Raw genomic sequence first — 17,685 nt, forward strand, 5'->3', positions numbered from 1 at the left:
AAAGCGGTGTGTCGTTAGCAATGATGTCGACTGACACGACCCTTTCGCGAGCAAGCCCGCTCCCACATTTGTTTTGTGTTGCTCATCAATTTTGTGAAGGGGATCGATGTTGTCTTCTCCAATACCTGTAACGGTACTCAGCGGTTTCCTTGGCGCCGGCAAGACCACTTTGCTGCGCCATCTGTTGAAAGCCGAGCACGGCCTGAAAATCGCCGTGATCGAAAACGAATTCAGCGACGCCGGTATCGACACCCAACTACTGGGCGACGAGCCGGTGCAAGTCATGACCCTGGCCAACGGCTGCGTCTGCTGCACCATCCACACCGACCTGACCAAGGCCCTGTACCTGCTGCTCGAACGGCTGGACAGCGGCGAAATCGCCTTTGATCGGCTGGTCATCGAATGCACCGGCCTGGCCGACCCGGCCCCGGTAGCACAGACCTTTTTCATCGACGAAGAACTGCGCGAGCGCTATTTGCTCGACGGCATCATCACCCTTGTGGATGCGGCCCATGCCGAACTGCATCTGACCCAGACCATTGCCCAAGCGCAGATCGGTTTTGCCGACCGCTTGCTGGTGAGCAAGACCGATCTGGTGGACGAGGCCGCGTTCACGGCGCTCAGCGAACGCCTGACCCGCATCAACCGCCGCGCACCGATCCGCGTGGTAGAGCACGGCAACATCGATCTGGCCGAGTTGCTCGATGTGCGCGGTTTCAACCTGAACGCCGATCTCGGCGGCGGGGTGAGTCTGCGACCGGTCAGCAAGGCGCCGTCCATCGACCGGATTTCCAGTCTGGTGCTGCGCACCGACCAGCCGCTGGATATCGATCAGCTCAGCGAGTTCATGAATGAATTGCTGGAAGATCACGGCAAGCAATTGCTGCGCTACAAAGGCGTGCTGAACATTGCGGGCGAAGATCGGCGGCTGGTGTTTCAGGGTGTGCTGAAACTCTACGGCTTCGACTGGGACACCGAGTGGGCGGAAGGCGAAACGCGAGAAAGCGTGATCGTGTTTATCGCCGACGATTTGCCGGAAGAGAAAATCCGGGCGGGGTTTGCCAGGGTGGCTGCACAGCAAAACTGAATTTGTGGAGGCTCGAAGGGCCTCTTCGCGAGCAAGCCCGCTCCCACAGTAGATCGCATTCTGTCAGGAAGAATGCAGTTCATTGTGGGAGCGGGCTTGCTCGCGAAGGCGTTCTAACCAGCAACACAATATTCAGATTCTGAACCCAGCAACGTCTGCTCAAGGTGATCCAGATGCCGATTCATCAGCATGCCGGCTTTTGAAATATCTCCGCGCTCCACCGCCTCTACAATTTCAAGGTGCTCCTCCCATGCGCAACATCTGTGCGTCTGCTTAGCGCATCGCGCTATCGCCAGTGAGGTCAGCGGCACCAGCGTGCCGAGAAAATGCGCCAACGGTGCATTCCGCGCCATTTTCGCCAGCTGCAAATGAAACTCCCCGGACAGGCGAATGGCTGCGCCCCGTCGATCTTTATCCACAGCCTGGCGCTCACCTTCGATCAAGGCGCGCAGGCGCTTCAGATCTTCAGCCTGCGCATGCTGACAAGCCAATCGAACCAGCGTGTTCTCGGCCAGACGCCGGGCGTGCAGTGCCTGACGTGTCTGCTCGGCGTCCGGCGCAGCAACACGCGGCCGATGGTTGGCCCGCAGCACGATGATCTGTTCGTGGGACAGTTGGATCAGCACCCTACGCACATCGGCGCGGCTGACGCCGAACATCTGCTTGAGACTTTCTTCGGTGAAGCGGCTGGCGGCATTCAGGCGCTGTTCGAGGATTGCGTCGAACAGGCGCGGATACAGATCGTCCACCGGCGCGTGCAGGCGGGAGAAGGGCAGGGCCGCCGAGGTCGGGCGAGGATGCGACGGCGTGGCAAGACTGTTCATGGCCGGTCTCCAGTTTGAGGCGTTTCAGTGGCTCAGGTTGTCATCCGGAATGTTCAGCTCGATGCCCATCCGCTGGCCTTCACGCAAAATGTGTCGGCGCATTTCGGCGCTGGCCTGAGCGCTGTTCTTGCTGCGGATCGCGCGCACCACGGCTTCGTTTTCTTCAAGGCGTTCGGCCAGGTGCTCCGGCGAATTGCGCAGCACTTCGGCGCTTTGCTTGAGGGCGTTGCTGGTCTGTTGCACCACACTCTGGAAAATCGGGTTCGAGGTCAGGGTGAACAGTTCTTCGTGAAACGCGATGTAAGCGCTGACGCCGGCTTCGCTGTCGCCGGCTTCGAGGGCTTCGCGCATGTCCATCAGGGTCAGGCGCAGTTGCCCGACTTCCTTGCTGCTGATTGACTGCGCCACCAGCCCGACGATGAACGGCTCGAGGGTGTAACGCAGTTGCAGCACGTCTTCGAGACTGGCGCCGGCTACCGCGCTGTCGTGGCTTTGGCTGTCACTGGCCTGGGCGTCGAGCACCACCACGCCTTTGCCTGGCATCGAGCGCACCAGACCGAGGGTTTCCAGCACGATCACCGCTTCACGCAGGCTCGGGCGGCTGATGCCCAGTTGTTCGGCCAGTTCGCGCTGGCCCGGCAGCATCTCGCCGGAGCGCCACTGACCACGGGCCAGCGCAGCCCGAAGTTTTTCTACCACTGAGTTGACGACAGTTGATGAAGTAATCACGGGTTCGCTCCATGTGCCGTGCCTGCATTGGCGCAGGCACGGCGGTCATTCAGAATTCTTTGGCTGCCGCTTGAGCGACGGTTTTTCTCGGCTGAAAGTTATAGCCCTGCTCGCCGTTGAGCACCTTGTTCGCCCGTTGCACATCGATGTCCTTTTCCCAACGGGCGATGGCCACGGTGGCAACGCAGTTGCCGATCAGGTTGGTCAGCGCCCGGCCGATGCCCATGAACCAGTCCACCGCCAGCACCAACACCAGACCGACCACCGGAATCGCCGGGATGGCCGTCAGCGTCGCCGCGAGAATCACCAGCGCCGAACCCGGAATGCCGTGGGCACCTTTGGAGGTAATCAGCGATACCAGCAAAATCGTCAGCAGATCGGTCATGGCCAGCGGTGTACCGGTGGCGTTGGCGATGAACACGATGGCCAGGGTCAGGTAGATCGAGAAACCGTCGAGGTTGAACGAATAACCGGTGGGAATCACCAGGCCGACGGTCGAGCTGCCGATGCCCAGATGTTCCAGCTTGCGCATGATCTGCGGCAGCACGGCATCGGAGGACGCAGTGCCCATGACGATCAGCAGTTCTTCACGCAGGTACCTGAGCAGCGGCCACATGCGCAGGCCCGAGAGGCGCATCACCAGACCGAGAATCAGCGCGACGAAGGCGATGCAGGTCAGGTAGAACAAGCCGACGAGGCTGCCCAGGTGTTGCAGGGAATCAAGGCCATATTTGCTGGTGGTGAAGGCGATGGCGCCGAACACGCCGATCGGTGCCAGACGCACGATCATGCCCATGATGCGGAAGATCACATGGCTCAGTTCGTTGATCAGCCGCGAGATTCCGGAAGCCGCTTCGCCCACCAGATTCAACGCGCTGCCGAACAGCACCGAGAACAACAGCACTTGCAGGATGTTGTTGTCGGCAAAGGCGCCGAGTACCGAAGTCGGAATCAGGTCCATCAGGAACTGAGTGGTGGTGTGCATGTGCTGGCCGCGTTCGGCGATGTCGCCCATGTCGGCGGCGGACAGTTGCTCCAGATGGATGTTGGCGCCGCTGCCGATCCCGGTGGTGAAGGCGAACACCAGACCGATCACCAGGGCGATGGTGGTCAGCACTTCGAAGTAGATCACCGACTTGAGGCCGATACGCCCGACCTTCTTCAGATCGCCCGCGCCGCTGATGCCGCTGACCACCACGCAGAACACGATCAGGCCGATGAGCATCTTGATCAGTTTGATGAAACCGTCGCCGAGCGGTTTGAGCTGGGCCGAGTATTCAGGAAGGGTCAGCCCGCAGACGATGCCGAGCATCAGTCCGAGAACCACTTGGAGGAAGATTGAACGCGAGCACCATCTGAGCATGGGAGGAATCCTGGTCGGTGTCCTGGCTGCCGTGCGCGGAGCGCACAGATTCAGGACTTAATTATTGTGGTCTTACCGGTATGTCCAGTGCGGGTGCAGTCTAGGCGCTGTTTTTCTCGGGCTGCAAGTGAAAAACACAAAAATGGCATGACCGGTCTGACCAGTGGTTATTTTTGTGTCATCGGTCATGCAAAAGGCTCAAGGGTTTAATAGTCGAGTACCGCTGCAGGAGTCGTGAGTGATCGCAACGGGGACTGAAGATGGCGGATTTATCTGGCCAGTCATCTGGAGGCAGGTATCTGCTTTCAGGTGCAGTCCCATGTACCGACCAATAAGAGAGATCGGCTGCAGAATAACTTTCGAAGTGATCAGATTTCGTCGGGATGATTAATGTAAGGGGCGTTTCGCTCAATGATTGTAAGATTGAATTTGAAGGGCTTGCCGCCTTTGTCGGCGAAATAAGTGAACTTTGAATCGTGTAACCGGTGTGTATGCGGCAAGCTTGGCGATCCTGAGACTTGTAGATATGCCTCCAACTTGTTTGATTGATGGTCCTCAATCGAGAGTGTGTTCCCCTGCTTTCCTATAAGTTGATAAAAACTCGAACCATCAGGAGCGAATGCTCCCAGGATCCCGTCTTTGTCAATACCCAGGCATTTTCCGTAATAAGGGCCAGGGGTGCGGATATAGAGCCTGTATCCCCGGTCGGTGTACCTGAAATACAAGGTTAGACGGGGTTCCGGGCGTAAGCTCAAACGGTGTGAGTCATCACGTGATTGCGGCTTTCCAGTGAAGTGCCCGCCACTGAACATGGACGAGTTTACGGTTGCTTTCTCGCCATTTACCACGTCAAGAAAATGCACCAGATTGGTTTGGATGCCAACAATTGCAATAAAGGATTTTTGTCGGTCAGTACTCATGTCGCTCTCTCAATATCCATTTGATTTATTTTGGGAAGCAGGAGCTTTGTTGCTCATGTGCAGGTTTGGATCATGTGCTGTTTTAGAGTTGGTGGTGAAGGGTAAGTGTGCATCAAATTGTTTGTAGTGCTGTTTGGTTAAGTAGTTGTTTAATCCTGAAAGTCGAGGCTGCCCCTCGCTTGTTGTTCGCGCAAAAAAAAGCCCGATCATTTCTGATCGGGCTTTTCTTGAGCGGTAGTGCGGACTTGTTAAGCGCCGTATACCGGCAGTTTCTTGCAGATGGCTTTGACTTTCTCACGAACGGCGTCGATCACCGCTTCGTTGTTCAGGTCTGCCAGGATGTCGCAGATCCAGCCAGCCAGCTCTTTGCACTCAGCCTCTTTGAAGCCGCGAGTGGTCACGGCCGGAGTACCGAAGCGCAGGCCGGAGGTGACGAACGGGGAGCGTGGGTCGTTTGGCACGGAGTTCTTGTTCACGGTGATGAACGCTTTGCCCAGAGCGGCGTCGGCGTCTTTACCGGAGATTTCCTGCTTGATCAGCGACAGCAGGAACAGGTGGTTTTGAGTACCGCCGGAAACCACGTCGAAACCGCGCTCGATGAACACGCTGGCCATGGCCTGGGCGTTTTTCACCACTTGTTGCTGGTAAGCCTTGAACTCAGGCTGCAGGGCTTCCTTGAAGCAGATCGCTTTGGCGGCGATCACGTGCTCCAGCGGGCCACCCTGGGCGCCCGGGAATACGGCGGAGTTCAGCTTCTTCTCGATGTCGGCGTTGGCGCGAGCCAGGATCAGGCCACCCCGTGGACCGCGCAGGGTCTTGTGGGTGGTGGTGGTCACCACGTCAGCGAACGGAACCGGGTTCGGGTAGACGCCAGCGGCGACCAGACCGGCCACGTGAGCCATGTCGACGAACAGGTACGCCCCCACCTTGTCAGCGATGGCGCGGAAACGCGGGAAGTCGAGGATCTGCGAGTAGGCAGAGAAACCGGCCACGATCATTTTCGGCTTGTGCTCGACAGCCAGACGCTCGACTTCGTCGTAGTCGATCAGGCCGTTGGCGTCGATGCCGTACTGGATGGCGTTGTACAGCTTGCCGGAGGAGGAAACGCTGGCGCCGTGGGTCAGGTGACCGCCGTGAGCCAGGCTCATGCCCAGGATGGTGTCACCGGCCGACAGCAGGGCCAGGTAGACAGCAGCGTTGGCTTGCGAACCGGCGTGCGGCTGAACGTTGGCGTAGTCGGCGCCGAACAGTTCCTTGGCGCGGTCGATGGCCAGCTGTTCAACAACGTCGACGTACTCGCAACCACCGTAGTAGCGCTTGCCCGGGTAGCCTTCGGCGTACTTGTTGGTCAGTACCGAGCCTTGAGCTTCCATCACCGCTGGGCTGGTGTAGTTCTCCGAAGCGATCAGCTCGATGTGTTCTTCCTGGCGCTGGGCTTCTTGCTCCATGGCGGCAAAAAGATCGGCGTCGTACTTGGCAATAGTCAAATCACGGCTGAACATGGCGGTCCTCAAGGATCGGGGGGCAGAAAAGGGGGGCATTCTAACCCAACGGGTTTTGGATGGCATATGAAACGACATCATGTCGCAGACAAGTGGCGTTCATGACAGATGTGCGGTGCTTTTGAAGGCCTCTTCGCGAGCAGGCTCGCTCCCACAGTAATCGAGGCAGGCCTGAGATTTTGTGATCGACATCAATTCCTGTGGGAGCGAGCCTGCTCGCGAAGGCCGCACCGCAGATGTCAGTCAAACATGAACAGCGCGTCGTTACTGAACTGCGCCTCGAACCGTCCCGCCGGCATCGGCCGCCCGAACAGATAACCCTGAACCTCGTCGCAGCCATGCTCGCGCAGGAAGTCCAGTTGCTCATGGGTTTCCACGCCCTCGGCGATTACCGCCAGATTCAGGCTGTGGGCCATGGCGATGATCGCCCGGGCGATCTGCGCGTCCTGCTCGCCGGACGGCAGGCCATCGACGAAGGTGCGGTCGATCTTCAGCACGTCGATCGGGAACTGCTTGAGGTAGTTCAGCGACGAGTAACCGGTGCCGAAGTCGTCGACCGCAATGCTCAGGCCGAGATTCTTCAGCCCGGCAAGGATCTGCATCGCCTCGCTGACTTCGCGCATCAGGATACTTTCCGTCAGCTCCAGCTCCAGGCAAGCCGGCGGCAGGCCGGTTTCGCGCAGGATCGTGGCGATCCGCGTGCCGAGCTGGCCGTCGGAGAACTGCCGCGCCGAGATGTTCACCGAGACTTTCGGCACGCGCACGCGGCTCTGGTGCCAGGTCTTGAGCTGGCGACAGGCTTCGCTGATCACCCAGTCGCCGACGTCCACCACCAGCCCAAGTTCTTCGAGCACCGGGATGAAATCCCCCGGCGGCACCAGCCCGCGACGCGGATGACGCCAGCGCAGCAGGGCTTCGGCGCCGGTCAGGCGTTTGCCGTCGCCGCTGAACTGCGGCTGGTAATACAGCACGAATTCGTTCTGCTCGAGAGCGTGGCGCAGGTCGCTTTCCAGTTCCAGGCGTTCCAGTGCACTGGCGTTCATGTCGGCCTGATAGAACTGGAAGTTGTTCTTGCCGCGCTCCTTGGCGTGGTACATCGCGGTGTCGGCGTTCTTCATCAGTTGGCTGAGTTCGTTGCCGTCCTGCGGGCTCAGGGCGATGCCGATACTGGCGGTGACGAAGAACTCGCGTCCCTCAAGTACGAACGGTCGTACCAGACTGCCAAGGATCTGTTCGGCCACGTGGATCGCACGGTTCAGCGCCATTTCACGGCTGGAGCGGTGTTGCAGCAGCAGAGTGAATTCGTCGCCGCCCATCCGCGCCACGGTGTCGTCATCATCGACGCACGCCAGCAGGCGCGTGGCCATGTCCTTGAGCATGCGGTCGCCGGCGGCGTGGCCGAGGGAGTCGTTGATCGGTTTGAAACGGTCGAGGTCGAGGAACATCAGCACCACCCACGACTTCTGCCGTTCGGCCGATTGCAGCGCGGTGTGCAGGCGATCCTGGAACAGCGTGCGGTTCGGCAGGTGGGTCAGGGCGTCGTAGTAGGCGAGGCGGTGAATCCGCTGCTCGCTGGCCTTGCGCTCGCTGATGTCACTGAAGAAGCACACGTAACTGGCCAGGTCGCCCTCGTCATCGAGCACGGCGGTGATGCCGACCCACGCCGGGTAGTGCTCGCCGTTGCGGCGCTTGAGCCAGACTTCACCTTCCCAGGTGCTGTGCTGATGCAACTGCTTGAGCACGTAGCGCAGGTGCGCGTCCTGCTGTTCGTCGACGGTCAGCATGTTCGGCAACTGGTCGAGCACCTCACCCACCGCGTAACCGCTGACCCGGCTGAACGCCTCGTTGGCCTGGACGATATAACCGGCCGGGTCGGTGATCAGGATCGCCGAGGTCGAGTGCTCGAATACCGTGGCCGCCATCCGCAGGTCTTTCTCGGCGCGGCGTTGCTGGCTGATGTCGCGACCGACCCCGAGTACGCCTTCGAAGGCGCCATGCTCGTCCCACACCAGCACCAGGCGCAGTTCGATCGGGATCTTGCGGCCGTCGGCGCGCAGGCAGTCGAACAGGAACAGCTGGGTCTGCACCTGGCTGCGCAAAATCACCAGTTGCTCGGGTTTGCCCAGGGCTTTGCTGACGCGATCCATCAGGTGATAGATGCCGCTCAGTTGCTGCGGGTTGGCGATGGTCGATTGCCATCCGTTCTGGAAAATCCATTCGGCGTCATAACCCAGCACTGCCTGCACCGAGGGGCTGACGTAGTTCAGGGACAGCTTGCTGTCGGTGGAGAAAATCACGTCGCTGATGCTTTCGGCGAGCATCCGGTAGCGTTGTTCGCTGTCGCGCAGGGACTCGCTGGCTTCGATCTGCTCGGTGATGTCCTTGGCCACGCCGATGATCCGCGTGACCTGGTCGTGCTTGTCCCGGGCCAGCGCCTGTTCGCGAATGTCGAAGCGCCGCCACTCGCCGTCGCGATGACGGAAGCGCAACTGACATTGCAGCAACTGGCTGTAACCGGCGTGACGCTGCATCTGCCGCGAGCGATGGTAATAGTCGGCGTCTTCCGGGTGCAGGAGAATTTCCCAGAAGTACTCGCCCATCTGATGCAGCTCGGTGCGGTTGTAGCCCAGGGTCTGGCCGAGGTGGTGGTTGCTGAAAATCATCCGCTGGCTGATCACGTCCTGCACGTACAGATGATCCGGCACGGTACGCACCACGTCCGACCAGAAACCTTCGCGCTCCAGCAGCGACAGTTCGATCAGCTTGCGGCTGGTGATGTCGTTGATGCTCAGGATCACGGCCTTGTAGTCGTGCTGTTCCTGAGGCAGGCGCAGCACCAGCCACAGGTGCTGGTCGCGGCCATTGATGTCCGGGAGCTTGATTTCCAGTTCCAGCTGCTTTTGCTGCTGGAGCACGGCGTCCAGCACCTGATTGCCGATGGCGCACTGACTGTGCGGCTGACCGTCGATCAACAGTTGCCAGGCGTGGTCGCAGGAATTGACGTTGAGCAGTTGCAGCGCGACCTGGTTGACCTCGGTCACCCGCAGTTCGTGGAGCAATTGCTGGCGCTGTGCCGGCTGGTCGAGCCAGGCTTTGAGCTGGTCGCTGGTCTGGATCTGGGCCCTTTCGAAAACCTGTTTGAGCCCCGAAAGATCCAGCACGCACAACGCCACGCCGGTGCCTTCGAAAATATCCTGATAACGCCGACGCCCCTCATGCACCTGACGCTGACGGCGGCGCATGTTGAGCAGCGCGATAAACGGCAGCAGCGAGAGTGCCAGGCCCAACAGGCATTTGCCGATGAACGCCGGCAGCAGTTGTTCGAGTACATGCTGACGGTCGAACAGGCCACGCAGTTGCCAGTCGCTGCTGCTCAGCGGCACGGTCAGCACGCTGTTGGCCAGATCGTCCGGGGTCAGGACGCTGGTGCTGCCGATGGGCATTGCTTCGTCGCGGCTGATGATCTGATGGTTGATGCGGTTTTCCACCAGCCACAGAGGACGGATGCCTGTTTCGCCTTGTTTGGTCAGTGCTTTAAAGAAGGTGGGTGTCAGCCGCAGTGCCCAGTAACCGCGAGTGCTGCCGCTGGCCTGATGCAACAGCAGATGCACCACCGAACCGTCGTCGTCATTGCTGAAGTAATGCGCCTGAGCGCGGCTGCGGCGCACCAGATCGCTGAGGTAATCGGCGTCATGGCTGTCGGCGGCGCTGTCGCTGAGGATCTTTCCGGACGGGCTGAGCAGGGCCAGGCTGCGCAGGTCGGGCAGTGATTTCTGAAGTTTGCGCAGCAGTGCCTGCTGTTCGTCGGCCGACTGCGGTTGTTCGACGATCGGTAGCAGGTTGAGGGCGATCTGCGCGTTCAACGCCATGTTCAGGCTGACCTGAGCGGCGAGGTCGGCGGTGTAGTCGATGGTGTACTGGCGCTGGTTTTTCTGGGTTTCGCGCAGTTGATCGAGCAGTTGCCAGAACAGCAGCGCCAGCAGCAACAGCACCAGTGTCGCCAGCGCGCCTTTCAAGGTTCCGCGCAGGGACGAGCCGGGCGCCGGTTGGGTGCTGCTCACAGAGGCTGGCGGAGTGACGTTGGACAAGCTGTAATCCTGCGGTCTGGCTGGACTGGCGCGACGTGCACTATAAGCCGGACGCCCAAGGGGCGGCTAGCATGCCTTGAGTTGTGGCGAAGTGCCAGCCCCACTCGGCTGGACTGCCTTCCGTCATTCAGGTAGCTTTGCCGGTTACGCGGGAGCGTTCCAGCTCCTAGACTCAGACTTTTTCAGCGCGCACGCATTGATGACCATCAAGTGAACGACGCGCATCGGTCTGGCCGGGCATCGCCTGCGCTCCAATCATTCATCTGTCACTGACCCAAGGTTCTCCATGGCTCAATACGTCTTCACCATGCATCGGCTGGGCAAAGTTGTTCCGCCGAAGCGGGAAATCCTGAAAAACATTTCGCTGTCTTTCTTCCCCGGCGCCAAGATCGGCGTACTCGGCCTCAACGGTTCGGGTAAATCCACGCTGCTGAAAATCATGGCCGGCGTCGACACCGAGTTCGAAGGCGAAGCGCGCCCGATGCCGGAACTGAACATCGGTTACCTGCCGCAAGAGCCGCAACTGGATCCGACCAAGACCGTGCGTGAAGTGGTCGAGGAAGCGGTCAGCGTGATCAAGGATGCCCAAGCGCGTCTGGACGAGGTCTACGCCGCCTACGCCGACCCGGACGCCGACTTCGACAAGCTGGCCGCCGAACAGGCCAAGCTCGAAGCGATCCTGCAGGCCAGCGACGGTCACAACCTGGAGCGCCAGCTGGAAGTCGCCGCCGATGCGCTGCGTCTGCCGGCCTGGGACGCCAAGGTCGAACACCTGTCCGGTGGTGAAAAACGTCGTGTGGCCTTGTGCCGTCTGCTGCTGTCCGCCCCGGACATGCTGCTGCTCGACGAACCGACCAACCACCTGGACGCCGACTCCGTTGCGTGGCTCGAACACTTCCTGCACGACTTCCCGGGCACTGTGGTAGCGATCACGCACGACCGTTACTTCCTGGACAACGTTGCCGGCTGGATTCTGGAACTCGACCGCGGCGCGGGCATTCCTTACGAGGGCAACTACTCGGGTTGGCTGGAAGCCAAGTCCGATCGTCTGGCCCAGGAATCCAAGCAGCAATCGGCTCACGAAAAAGCCATGAAGGAAGAACTGGAGTGGGTGCGCAAAGGCGCCAAGGCCCGCCAGTCGAAATCCAAGGCTCGTCTGCAACGCTTCGAAGAAATGCAGTCGCAGGAATTCCAGAAGCGTTCGGAAACCAACGAGATCTACATCCCGGCCGGTCCGCGCCTGGGCGACAAGGTCATCGAATTCAAGAACGTCACCAAGGGCTATGGCGATCGCGTACTGATCGACAACCTGTCGTTCTCGATGCCCAAAGGCGCCATCGTCGGCGTGATCGGCGGTAACGGTGCCGGTAAGTCGACCCTGTTCCGCATGCTGATGGGCAAGGAAACCCCGGACTCCGGCAGCATCGAGATCGGCGAAACCGTGCAGCTTGCCTGCGTTGACCAGAGCCGCGAAGACCTGGACGGCAGCAAGACCGTGTTCCAGCAGATCTCCGACGGTTCGGACCAGATCCGCATCGGCAACTACGAGATCCCGTCGCGTACCTACGTCGGTCGCTTCAACTTCAAGGGCGGCGATCAGCAGAAGTTCGTCAAGGACCTGTCCGGTGGTGAGCGCGGTCGTCTGCACCTGGCGTTGACCCTGAAGGAGGGCGGCAACGTCCTGCTGCTCGACGAACCGTCCAACGACCTCGACGTTGAAACCCTGCGTTCCCTGGAAGAAGCCCTGCTGGACTTCCCGGGCGCCGCCATTGTGATCTCTCACGATCGGTGGTTCCTTGACCGCGTCGCTACCCACATCCTGGCGTACGAAGACGACTCGCAAGCGGTGTTCTTCGAAGGCAACTACACCGAGTACGAAGCCGATCGCAAAAAGCGCCTCGGCGAAGCAGCGGCCCAGCCACACCGGGTACGCCACAAGAAACTGGCCTGATTACGGGTTGGTTGCATGAAAAAGCGGAGCCTTCGGGCTCCGCTTTTTTTTGCCTGCAATGCAGACTGTTTTATACCTTGTGTACTATTTGTTTTCATAAATGCGACATTTTTGTCTGTTGCTGTGCACATGTCGTTTGTTACAGTCCGGCTCAATCTCCTCCAACGACAACAAATTTGCCGAGACTTTCCCCATGATCGAATCCGTCGAATCCTTCCTCGCCCGTCTGAAAAAACGCGATCCGGATCAACCCGAATTCCACCAGGCCGTCGAAGAAGTCCTGCGCAGCCTGTGGCCGTTTCTCGAAGCCAATCCGCACTATCTGACCTCGGGGATTCTGGAGCGCATCTGCGAGCCGGAGCGGGCGGTGGTGTTCCGGGTGTCGTGGGTCGACGATCAGGGCAAGGTGCAGGTCAATCGCGGTTTCCGCATCCAGATGAACAGCGCCATCGGCCCGTACAAGGGCGGCTTGCGCTTCCATCCTTCGGTGAATATGGGCGTGCTGAAATTCCTCGCCTTCGAACAGACCTTCAAGAACTCCCTGACCTCATTGCCCATGGGCGGCGGCAAGGGTGGCTCGGACTTCGATCCGAAGGGCAAGAGCGACGCCGAAGTCATGCGTTTCTGCCAGGCGTTCATGAGCGAACTGTACCGGCACATCGGTGCCGACGTGGACGTGCCGGCCGGTGATATCGGTGTCGGCGCACGGGAAATCGGTTTCCTGTTCGGCCAGTACAAACGCCTGAGCAACCAGTTCACCAGCGTGCTGACCGGCAAGGGGATGACCTACGGCGGCAGCCTGATCCGCCCGGAGGCCACCGGTTTCGGTTGCGTGTACTTCGCCGAGGAAATGCTCAAGCGTCGCGGGCAGACCGTCGAAGGCAAGCGTGTGGCGATCTCCGGTTCCGGCAACGTCGCGCAATACGCGGCTCGCAAAGTGATGGACCTGGGCGGCAAGGTGATTTCCCTGTCCGACTCCGAAGGCACGCTGTATTGCGAGGCGGGTCTGAGCGAAGAACAGTGGCTGGCGCTGCTGGAACTTAAGAACGTCAAGCGCGGGCGGATCAGCGAATTGGCGGCAGCATTCGGCCTGGAGTTCCGCGCCGGTCAATTGCCATGGTCGTTGCCGTGCGACATCGCGCTGCCATGCGCGACCCAGAACGAGCTCGATGCCGAATCCGCCCGCACCTTGCTGCGCAACGGCTGCCTCTGCGTGGCCGAAGGCGCGAACATGCCGACCACCCTCGAGGCTGTGGATATCTTTATCGAGGCCGGGATTCTGTTTGCGCCGGGCAAGGCCTCGAATGCGGGTGGCGTGGCGGTCAGTGGGCTGGAGATGTCGCAGAACGCCATGCGCCTGCTGTGGACCGGGGGCGAAGTGGACAGCAAGTTGCACGGGATCATGCAGTCGATCCACCACGCCTGTGTGCACTACGGCGAGGAAAACGGCCGGATCAACTACGTCAAAGGCGCGAACATCGCCGGCTTCGTCAAAGTCGCCGACGCGATGCTCGCCCAAGGCGTGGTTTAAGCAACCGGGTTCAAGAGCGCTCGATGCGGATCACTTCAATCAGCTGATCACCGGCCGGGCGCTGCCACAGCACTTCATCGTTGAGCCGCGCGCCAAGCAGCGCACGGCCCAGCGGTGAGGCCCAGTTGATCAGGCCGTTGGCCGCATCGGCCTGGTCTTCACCGACCAATTGCACCCGGTGCTCGGTGTCGTGTTCGTCGGCGTAGGTCACCCAGCCGCCGATCTGCACCTTGTCGGTAGATGTCGGGGCCGGTGCGACCTGAGCGCTGCCGACCCGTTGATTGAAATATCGCAAATCCCGTTCGAGATCGGCCAGCCGCTGTTTGTCAGCCTGTTCGCCCTTGGCCGACTGCTCGGCGTGCAGGCTTTGCAGCTCGGCGACTTTTGCCTGCAATTGGGCAAACCCTTGCGGCGTGACGTAATTGGGCTGTGTGCTGACCTGCCGCTCGACCGGCTGATCGGCTTGCGCAGCAGCGTTGTCTTCGTTGACGAAAGCGCGACTCATGGTGGGCTCCTGTTATAGCCGTTGGGCCATGGTCGCAGGCAAAAGGTTTCGCTGGATGTCTGGAAGCGACCTACTGCGAACGATAAGCCCGCGCGGCGCCCTGATCCTTCTCCTGCTGCCAGGCGCGCTCGCGTTCGTCCCAGTGCTCGTTGCGATACTGTTCGCGATCCTTGTTTTCCAGCATCGCCTGACATTGGCGGAAGCCGTCGCTCCAGCCTTCGGCGTATTGCTTGTCCTTGAGATAGCGCGGCACATTCTTGCGAAACTCGCCGCTGATCGAACCGGCCGCCTGACGACCGCTGATGCACCCGTCATCGAAACCGTCGGCGAACGCCGGTGGATAACCCTTGGCAATCAGGTCTTCGTGAGTGCTCTGACAGCCACCCAGCAACAGCAACACGCCCGCAAACACCGCACACCGCCACATCACACTCTCCCGGGCCGTCAAACGGCTGATAAGGAAAGTCTAGAAGCGGATTCGTCGATGGGGCGTGAAAGAAAGATCAAAACCTCAGTAGTGATACCACTTCACTTCCAGCATCACTTCGGTCTCCGGCGTGGCCAGATGGCTGAACTCACGCTGGGCGCTCAGGCGCAGGCCGAGGTTGCGCGACAGTTCCCACTGCTGATTCAGGCTCAGGCTACGGCGCACTTCACCATTGAAGAAGTAATCGCCTTTGGCCTCCACGCTGAGATTGCCCAACGGGTTTTTCCACAGTACGCCGGTATTGAAACCGCCTGCGGGGGAAACGAACTCGGCGAAATCATTGTTGTGTTCAACGCGCACCGTGCCGAGGGCAAAACCCAGCACATCGTCGCCCAACGCCCAGGTGCCGCCGCCGCCACCGTTGACGTGGCTGACCAACGTCTCGTCATCGTGCTTGCCCGGTACGCGTTCAAGACCACCGGTGACTTGCCACGACAGCGGCTGCAACAGCGCGTTGCGCGGCGTCAGTGAGCGGATGGTCGCCAGATCCAGCTGCTGGAACTGCCAGTGATTGCCTTCGTACTGGCGCAGCTTCATCTGCAGGATTTCGATCTGGGCACCGAGGGGGAAACTCTCGGCGTTGTCGTTGAGGTCGTGATAGGCCATGCGCAAGCCGTACTCGCCAAACGCGTGGTCACCCCGAGTGCCGACACCGGCCTGCCAGGTGCGCGATTCATGGCCGTCCTCGGGCAGGCCCGGTTGGGGAATCTGCAGCTCCGGCGCCGGGTTCTTGTTGATCGCCCGCAGCAGTTCGAAACTGCGCTGGGCACGCTGTGGATCACGCTCCTGGCCGTTGGCGCGGTAGCGCTCCAACCGATACGCCGCGTCAACAATCAGCGCCTGGCGATCCCGGGGCAGGGCCTGGAAGGCTGGATCCTGCAATTGCTGCTGGTCGGCGCTGACTTTCAGCACCCAGTCCTGTTCTTCGCCGCTCAGGGGCTCGGCACGGCTGAGCAATTCGCGCTCGCGGGACGGACGGTATTCGATGTGCTCGACCAGCCCGGCTTCCTTCACCGCCTTGACGGTGTCGGTGGGGATCGCCGTCAGCGGGAATTGTTCGGTCAGGCGCAGGCTCGGACGCGCGACCTGCAACAGTTCGAGCAGGCGATAGGAGCAGTTTTCATCGAAGAAGAAATAGTCGAACTGGATCTGCTTCAGCTCCCACACATGCTCGACCATGCGCGCGGTTTCGGCTTGCGTCAGATTGAGCCGGTATTCCCACAGGTCGCGGTTTTCCAGGCTGCGGTATTCCGAGAGTTTTTCCTGATAGGGCACCAGCGCGAACAATCCCGGATAACCGCCCATCAGGCCTTTCCAGGCGTACAGGATGCTGTTGTCCGAGCCTTCGATATAGGCGCCGAAGTTGATCGCGTAGCTGAGCAGAGAAGTCTTGTCGCTTTGTACGTCAGCCTGGTCGATGCGCAGCAGGGTGTGGCCGAACATCGACGACGGGCTGTTGAGGTAGGCCGCCGGGAAAATCATCACCGCGCTGTGGGGCGAGACGTCCTTGAACCATTTCTTGAATTCGGCGCAGTCCGGCGTCGGCAGGTCGGTCAGGTTGAGTTGATCTTTCAACCAGCGGGTGCGTGCCGGGTAAACGCACTGTGCGTGTCGCTCACCGAGACTGGCCGGGGCGTACAACGCCTGCACGGTGGCGGCCAGTTCATGGTCGGGGTGTTCGTTGCCGTCAGGGGCGAGGAAGAATTTTTTGTCGCTGACGTAGCTGCGCCAGCCACCGAGTTTGGCGGTTTCGTAATGACCGAGGGAAATCCAGAAGCGGTCGTTGGCCAGTTGCTGCAAACGTTGAGGGTCGATGTGAGGCGCGGCGGACAGCGGGGCGCAGACACACAGCGCCAGCCAGGCAAGGCGTTTGAGCATAAATGGCAACTTAAGTCGAAAAGAAACAAAGCCCGGGAAGGGCGGGCCGAAAAAATAAAACCCGCTTCCCGAAGGAAGCGGGTGGGTCGAGCTTAAGCCTGAGTCGCGTACTTGGCCAGACGTGGGTCTGCCTTCAGGACGGCCAGGGTGTTGGTATGCACGTCTTCAGCGGTCACGTCAGCCTTGCTGAAGATCTGCTGGAAGTGCTCGTGAGTGACGGCGGCGAAGTGCGCACGGTCTTCCGGCGCCACGCCCAATACCACGGCATAGGTCGTCAGCGCTTCGCCGTTGCCTTTTGCCATGTCTTCGGACAGCTCGTTCATCATGCCATTCATGGCAAACCAGGATTTGCCGCCATAGGTCAGCGAAGCGTTGGTGGAGCAGCCGTTGGTGCCGGACGTCATGCCGAACGTCGCGTTGCCGGAGGTGCCGTTGGTGGTGGATGCCAGGAAGTGTGCCGGGGTGCCACGCTGACCTTCGAACAGCATGTTGCCCCAACCACAATCCGGGCCGCCCGGAGCTTGCGCCATGGCGTTGATGGAAACAGCGGTGAAGAGAGTACCGAGAAGAATCCGTTTCATAGCTTTGTTCTCTTTGTGTGCATACCAATGGACAGGGTTCTGGCCCCCAAGCTCTGTACGAAACAGATCCAGACGAAGCCAGTGGGCCGGTATTAGTTCCAGCCGCGCAGTTTGGAGTTTAGGCACGTTCCGAGGGTTCCGTGAGTTTTTGCACAATATTTGGAATAAACCCCGGTTTCACGGGGCGGCGCCGCGTGCAGGGCGGTTGTCTATGCTTTGTCGTGTGGCGCGCCTTGCCA

General features: G+C 60.2%; 13 protein-coding genes. 3 read left to right on the plus strand and 10 right to left on the minus strand.

What is annotated here, in order from left to right; translation table 11 throughout:
* Positions 1–106: 106 nt before the first annotated feature.
* The gene (gene yjiA, locus CAG25_RS18630; protein ID WP_371857730.1) at positions 107–1,087 is read left to right on the plus strand and encodes a GTPase; all 981 of its coding nucleotides are present in this window, start codon (positions 107–109) and stop codon (positions 1,085–1,087) included.
* Positions 1,088–1,200: 113 nt separating this feature from the next.
* Here the strand turns inward: yjiA and CAG25_RS18635 are convergent, their stop codons facing one another.
* From CAG25_RS18635 to CAG25_RS18665, 6 genes are all read right to left on the minus strand, one after another.
* Positions 1,201–1,911 (minus strand): GntR family transcriptional regulator, encoded by a 711-nt coding sequence (locus CAG25_RS18635; RefSeq protein ID WP_085612602.1) that lies wholly within the window; start codon positions 1,909–1,911, stop codon positions 1,201–1,203.
* 24 nt (positions 1,912–1,935) lie between these two features.
* A complete protein-coding gene (locus CAG25_RS18640) occupies positions 1,936–2,640 on the minus strand; it encodes a FadR/GntR family transcriptional regulator (RefSeq protein ID WP_039771741.1) in 705 nt (234 codons plus the stop codon).
* A gap of 49 nt (positions 2,641–2,689) precedes the next feature.
* A complete protein-coding gene (locus CAG25_RS18645) occupies positions 2,690–4,003 on the minus strand; it encodes a C4-dicarboxylate transporter DctA (RefSeq protein ID WP_085612603.1) in 1,314 nt (437 codons plus the stop codon).
* A 368-nt stretch (positions 4,004–4,371) separates the two neighbouring features.
* Positions 4,372–4,923, minus strand: coding sequence for a hypothetical protein (locus CAG25_RS18655; protein ID WP_085612604.1), 552 nt, complete (start codon positions 4,921–4,923; stop codon positions 4,372–4,374).
* Between the two features lie 248 nt (positions 4,924–5,171).
* Entirely contained in the window at positions 5,172–6,425 is a 1,254-nt protein-coding gene (glyA, locus tag CAG25_RS18660) for a serine hydroxymethyltransferase (RefSeq protein WP_085612605.1), read from the minus strand.
* A 239-nt stretch (positions 6,426–6,664) separates the two neighbouring features.
* A complete protein-coding gene (locus CAG25_RS18665) occupies positions 6,665–10,513 on the minus strand; it encodes an EAL domain-containing protein (protein WP_085612606.1) in 3,849 nt (1,282 codons plus the stop codon).
* 286 nt (positions 10,514–10,799) lie between these two features.
* Between CAG25_RS18665 and ettA the strand changes: the two genes are divergently transcribed.
* Both ettA and gdhA read left to right on the plus strand, forming a co-directional pair.
* Positions 10,800–12,464, plus strand: a complete 1,665-nt coding sequence (gene ettA, locus CAG25_RS18670) for an energy-dependent translational throttle protein EttA (RefSeq protein ID WP_007950976.1) — start codon at positions 10,800–10,802, stop codon at positions 12,462–12,464.
* Positions 12,465–12,657: 193 nt separating this feature from the next.
* The gene (gdhA, locus tag CAG25_RS18675; RefSeq protein WP_085612607.1) at positions 12,658–13,995 is read left to right on the plus strand and encodes an NADP-specific glutamate dehydrogenase; all 1,338 of its coding nucleotides are present in this window, start codon (positions 12,658–12,660) and stop codon (positions 13,993–13,995) included.
* 10 nt (positions 13,996–14,005) lie between these two features.
* Here gdhA and CAG25_RS18680 read toward each other — a convergent pair whose 3' ends face one another.
* From CAG25_RS18680 to CAG25_RS18695, 4 genes are all read right to left on the minus strand, one after another.
* Positions 14,006–14,500: a GreA/GreB family elongation factor gene (locus CAG25_RS18680; RefSeq protein ID WP_085612608.1), complete on the minus strand. Its 495-nt coding sequence runs from the start codon at positions 14,498–14,500 to the stop codon at positions 14,006–14,008.
* A gap of 70 nt (positions 14,501–14,570) precedes the next feature.
* Positions 14,571–14,927 (minus strand): hypothetical protein, encoded by a 357-nt coding sequence (locus tag CAG25_RS18685; RefSeq protein WP_007950973.1) that lies wholly within the window; start codon positions 14,925–14,927, stop codon positions 14,571–14,573.
* Between the two features lie 84 nt (positions 14,928–15,011).
* Positions 15,012–16,865: a DUF4105 domain-containing protein gene (locus CAG25_RS18690; protein ID WP_085612609.1), complete on the minus strand. Its 1,854-nt coding sequence runs from the start codon at positions 16,863–16,865 to the stop codon at positions 15,012–15,014.
* A gap of 92 nt (positions 16,866–16,957) precedes the next feature.
* A complete protein-coding gene (locus CAG25_RS18695) occupies positions 16,958–17,446 on the minus strand; it encodes a DUF3015 domain-containing protein (protein WP_007950971.1) in 489 nt (162 codons plus the stop codon).
* Positions 17,447–17,685: the final 239 nt, after the last annotated feature.

It is taken from the genome of Pseudomonas sp. B16(2017) (assembly GCF_002113205.1).
Taxonomy (GTDB): Bacteria; Pseudomonadota; Gammaproteobacteria; order Pseudomonadales; family Pseudomonadaceae; genus Aquipseudomonas; species Aquipseudomonas pharyngis.

What these genes read in the sequence shown, in the direction of transcription:
- yjiA (WP_371857730.1), top strand. Translation starts at nt 107, where the DNA reads ATGTTGTCTTCTCCAATACCTGTAACGGTACTCAGCGGTTTCCTTGGC.
- CAG25_RS18635 (WP_085612602.1), bottom strand. Translation starts at nt 1,911, where the DNA reads ATGAACAGTCTTGCCACGCCGTCGCATCCTCGCCCGACCTCGGCGGCC.
- CAG25_RS18645 (WP_085612603.1), bottom strand. Translation starts at nt 4,003, where the DNA reads ATGCTCAGATGGTGCTCGCGTTCAATCTTCCTCCAAGTGGTTCTCGGA.
- CAG25_RS18655 (WP_085612604.1), bottom strand. Translation starts at nt 4,923, where the DNA reads ATGAGTACTGACCGACAAAAATCCTTTATTGCAATTGTTGGCATCCAA.
- glyA (WP_085612605.1), bottom strand. Translation starts at nt 6,425, where the DNA reads ATGTTCAGCCGTGATTTGACTATTGCCAAGTACGACGCCGATCTTTTT.
- ettA (WP_007950976.1), top strand. Translation starts at nt 10,800, where the DNA reads ATGGCTCAATACGTCTTCACCATGCATCGGCTGGGCAAAGTTGTTCCG.
- gdhA (WP_085612607.1), top strand. Translation starts at nt 12,658, where the DNA reads ATGATCGAATCCGTCGAATCCTTCCTCGCCCGTCTGAAAAAACGCGAT.
- CAG25_RS18680 (WP_085612608.1), bottom strand. Translation starts at nt 14,500, where the DNA reads ATGAGTCGCGCTTTCGTCAACGAAGACAACGCTGCTGCGCAAGCCGAT.
- CAG25_RS18685 (WP_007950973.1), bottom strand. Translation starts at nt 14,927, where the DNA reads ATGTGGCGGTGTGCGGTGTTTGCGGGCGTGTTGCTGTTGCTGGGTGGC.
- CAG25_RS18690 (WP_085612609.1), bottom strand. Translation starts at nt 16,865, where the DNA reads ATGCTCAAACGCCTTGCCTGGCTGGCGCTGTGTGTCTGCGCCCCGCTG.
- CAG25_RS18695 (WP_007950971.1), bottom strand. Translation starts at nt 17,446, where the DNA reads ATGAAACGGATTCTTCTCGGTACTCTCTTCACCGCTGTTTCCATCAAC.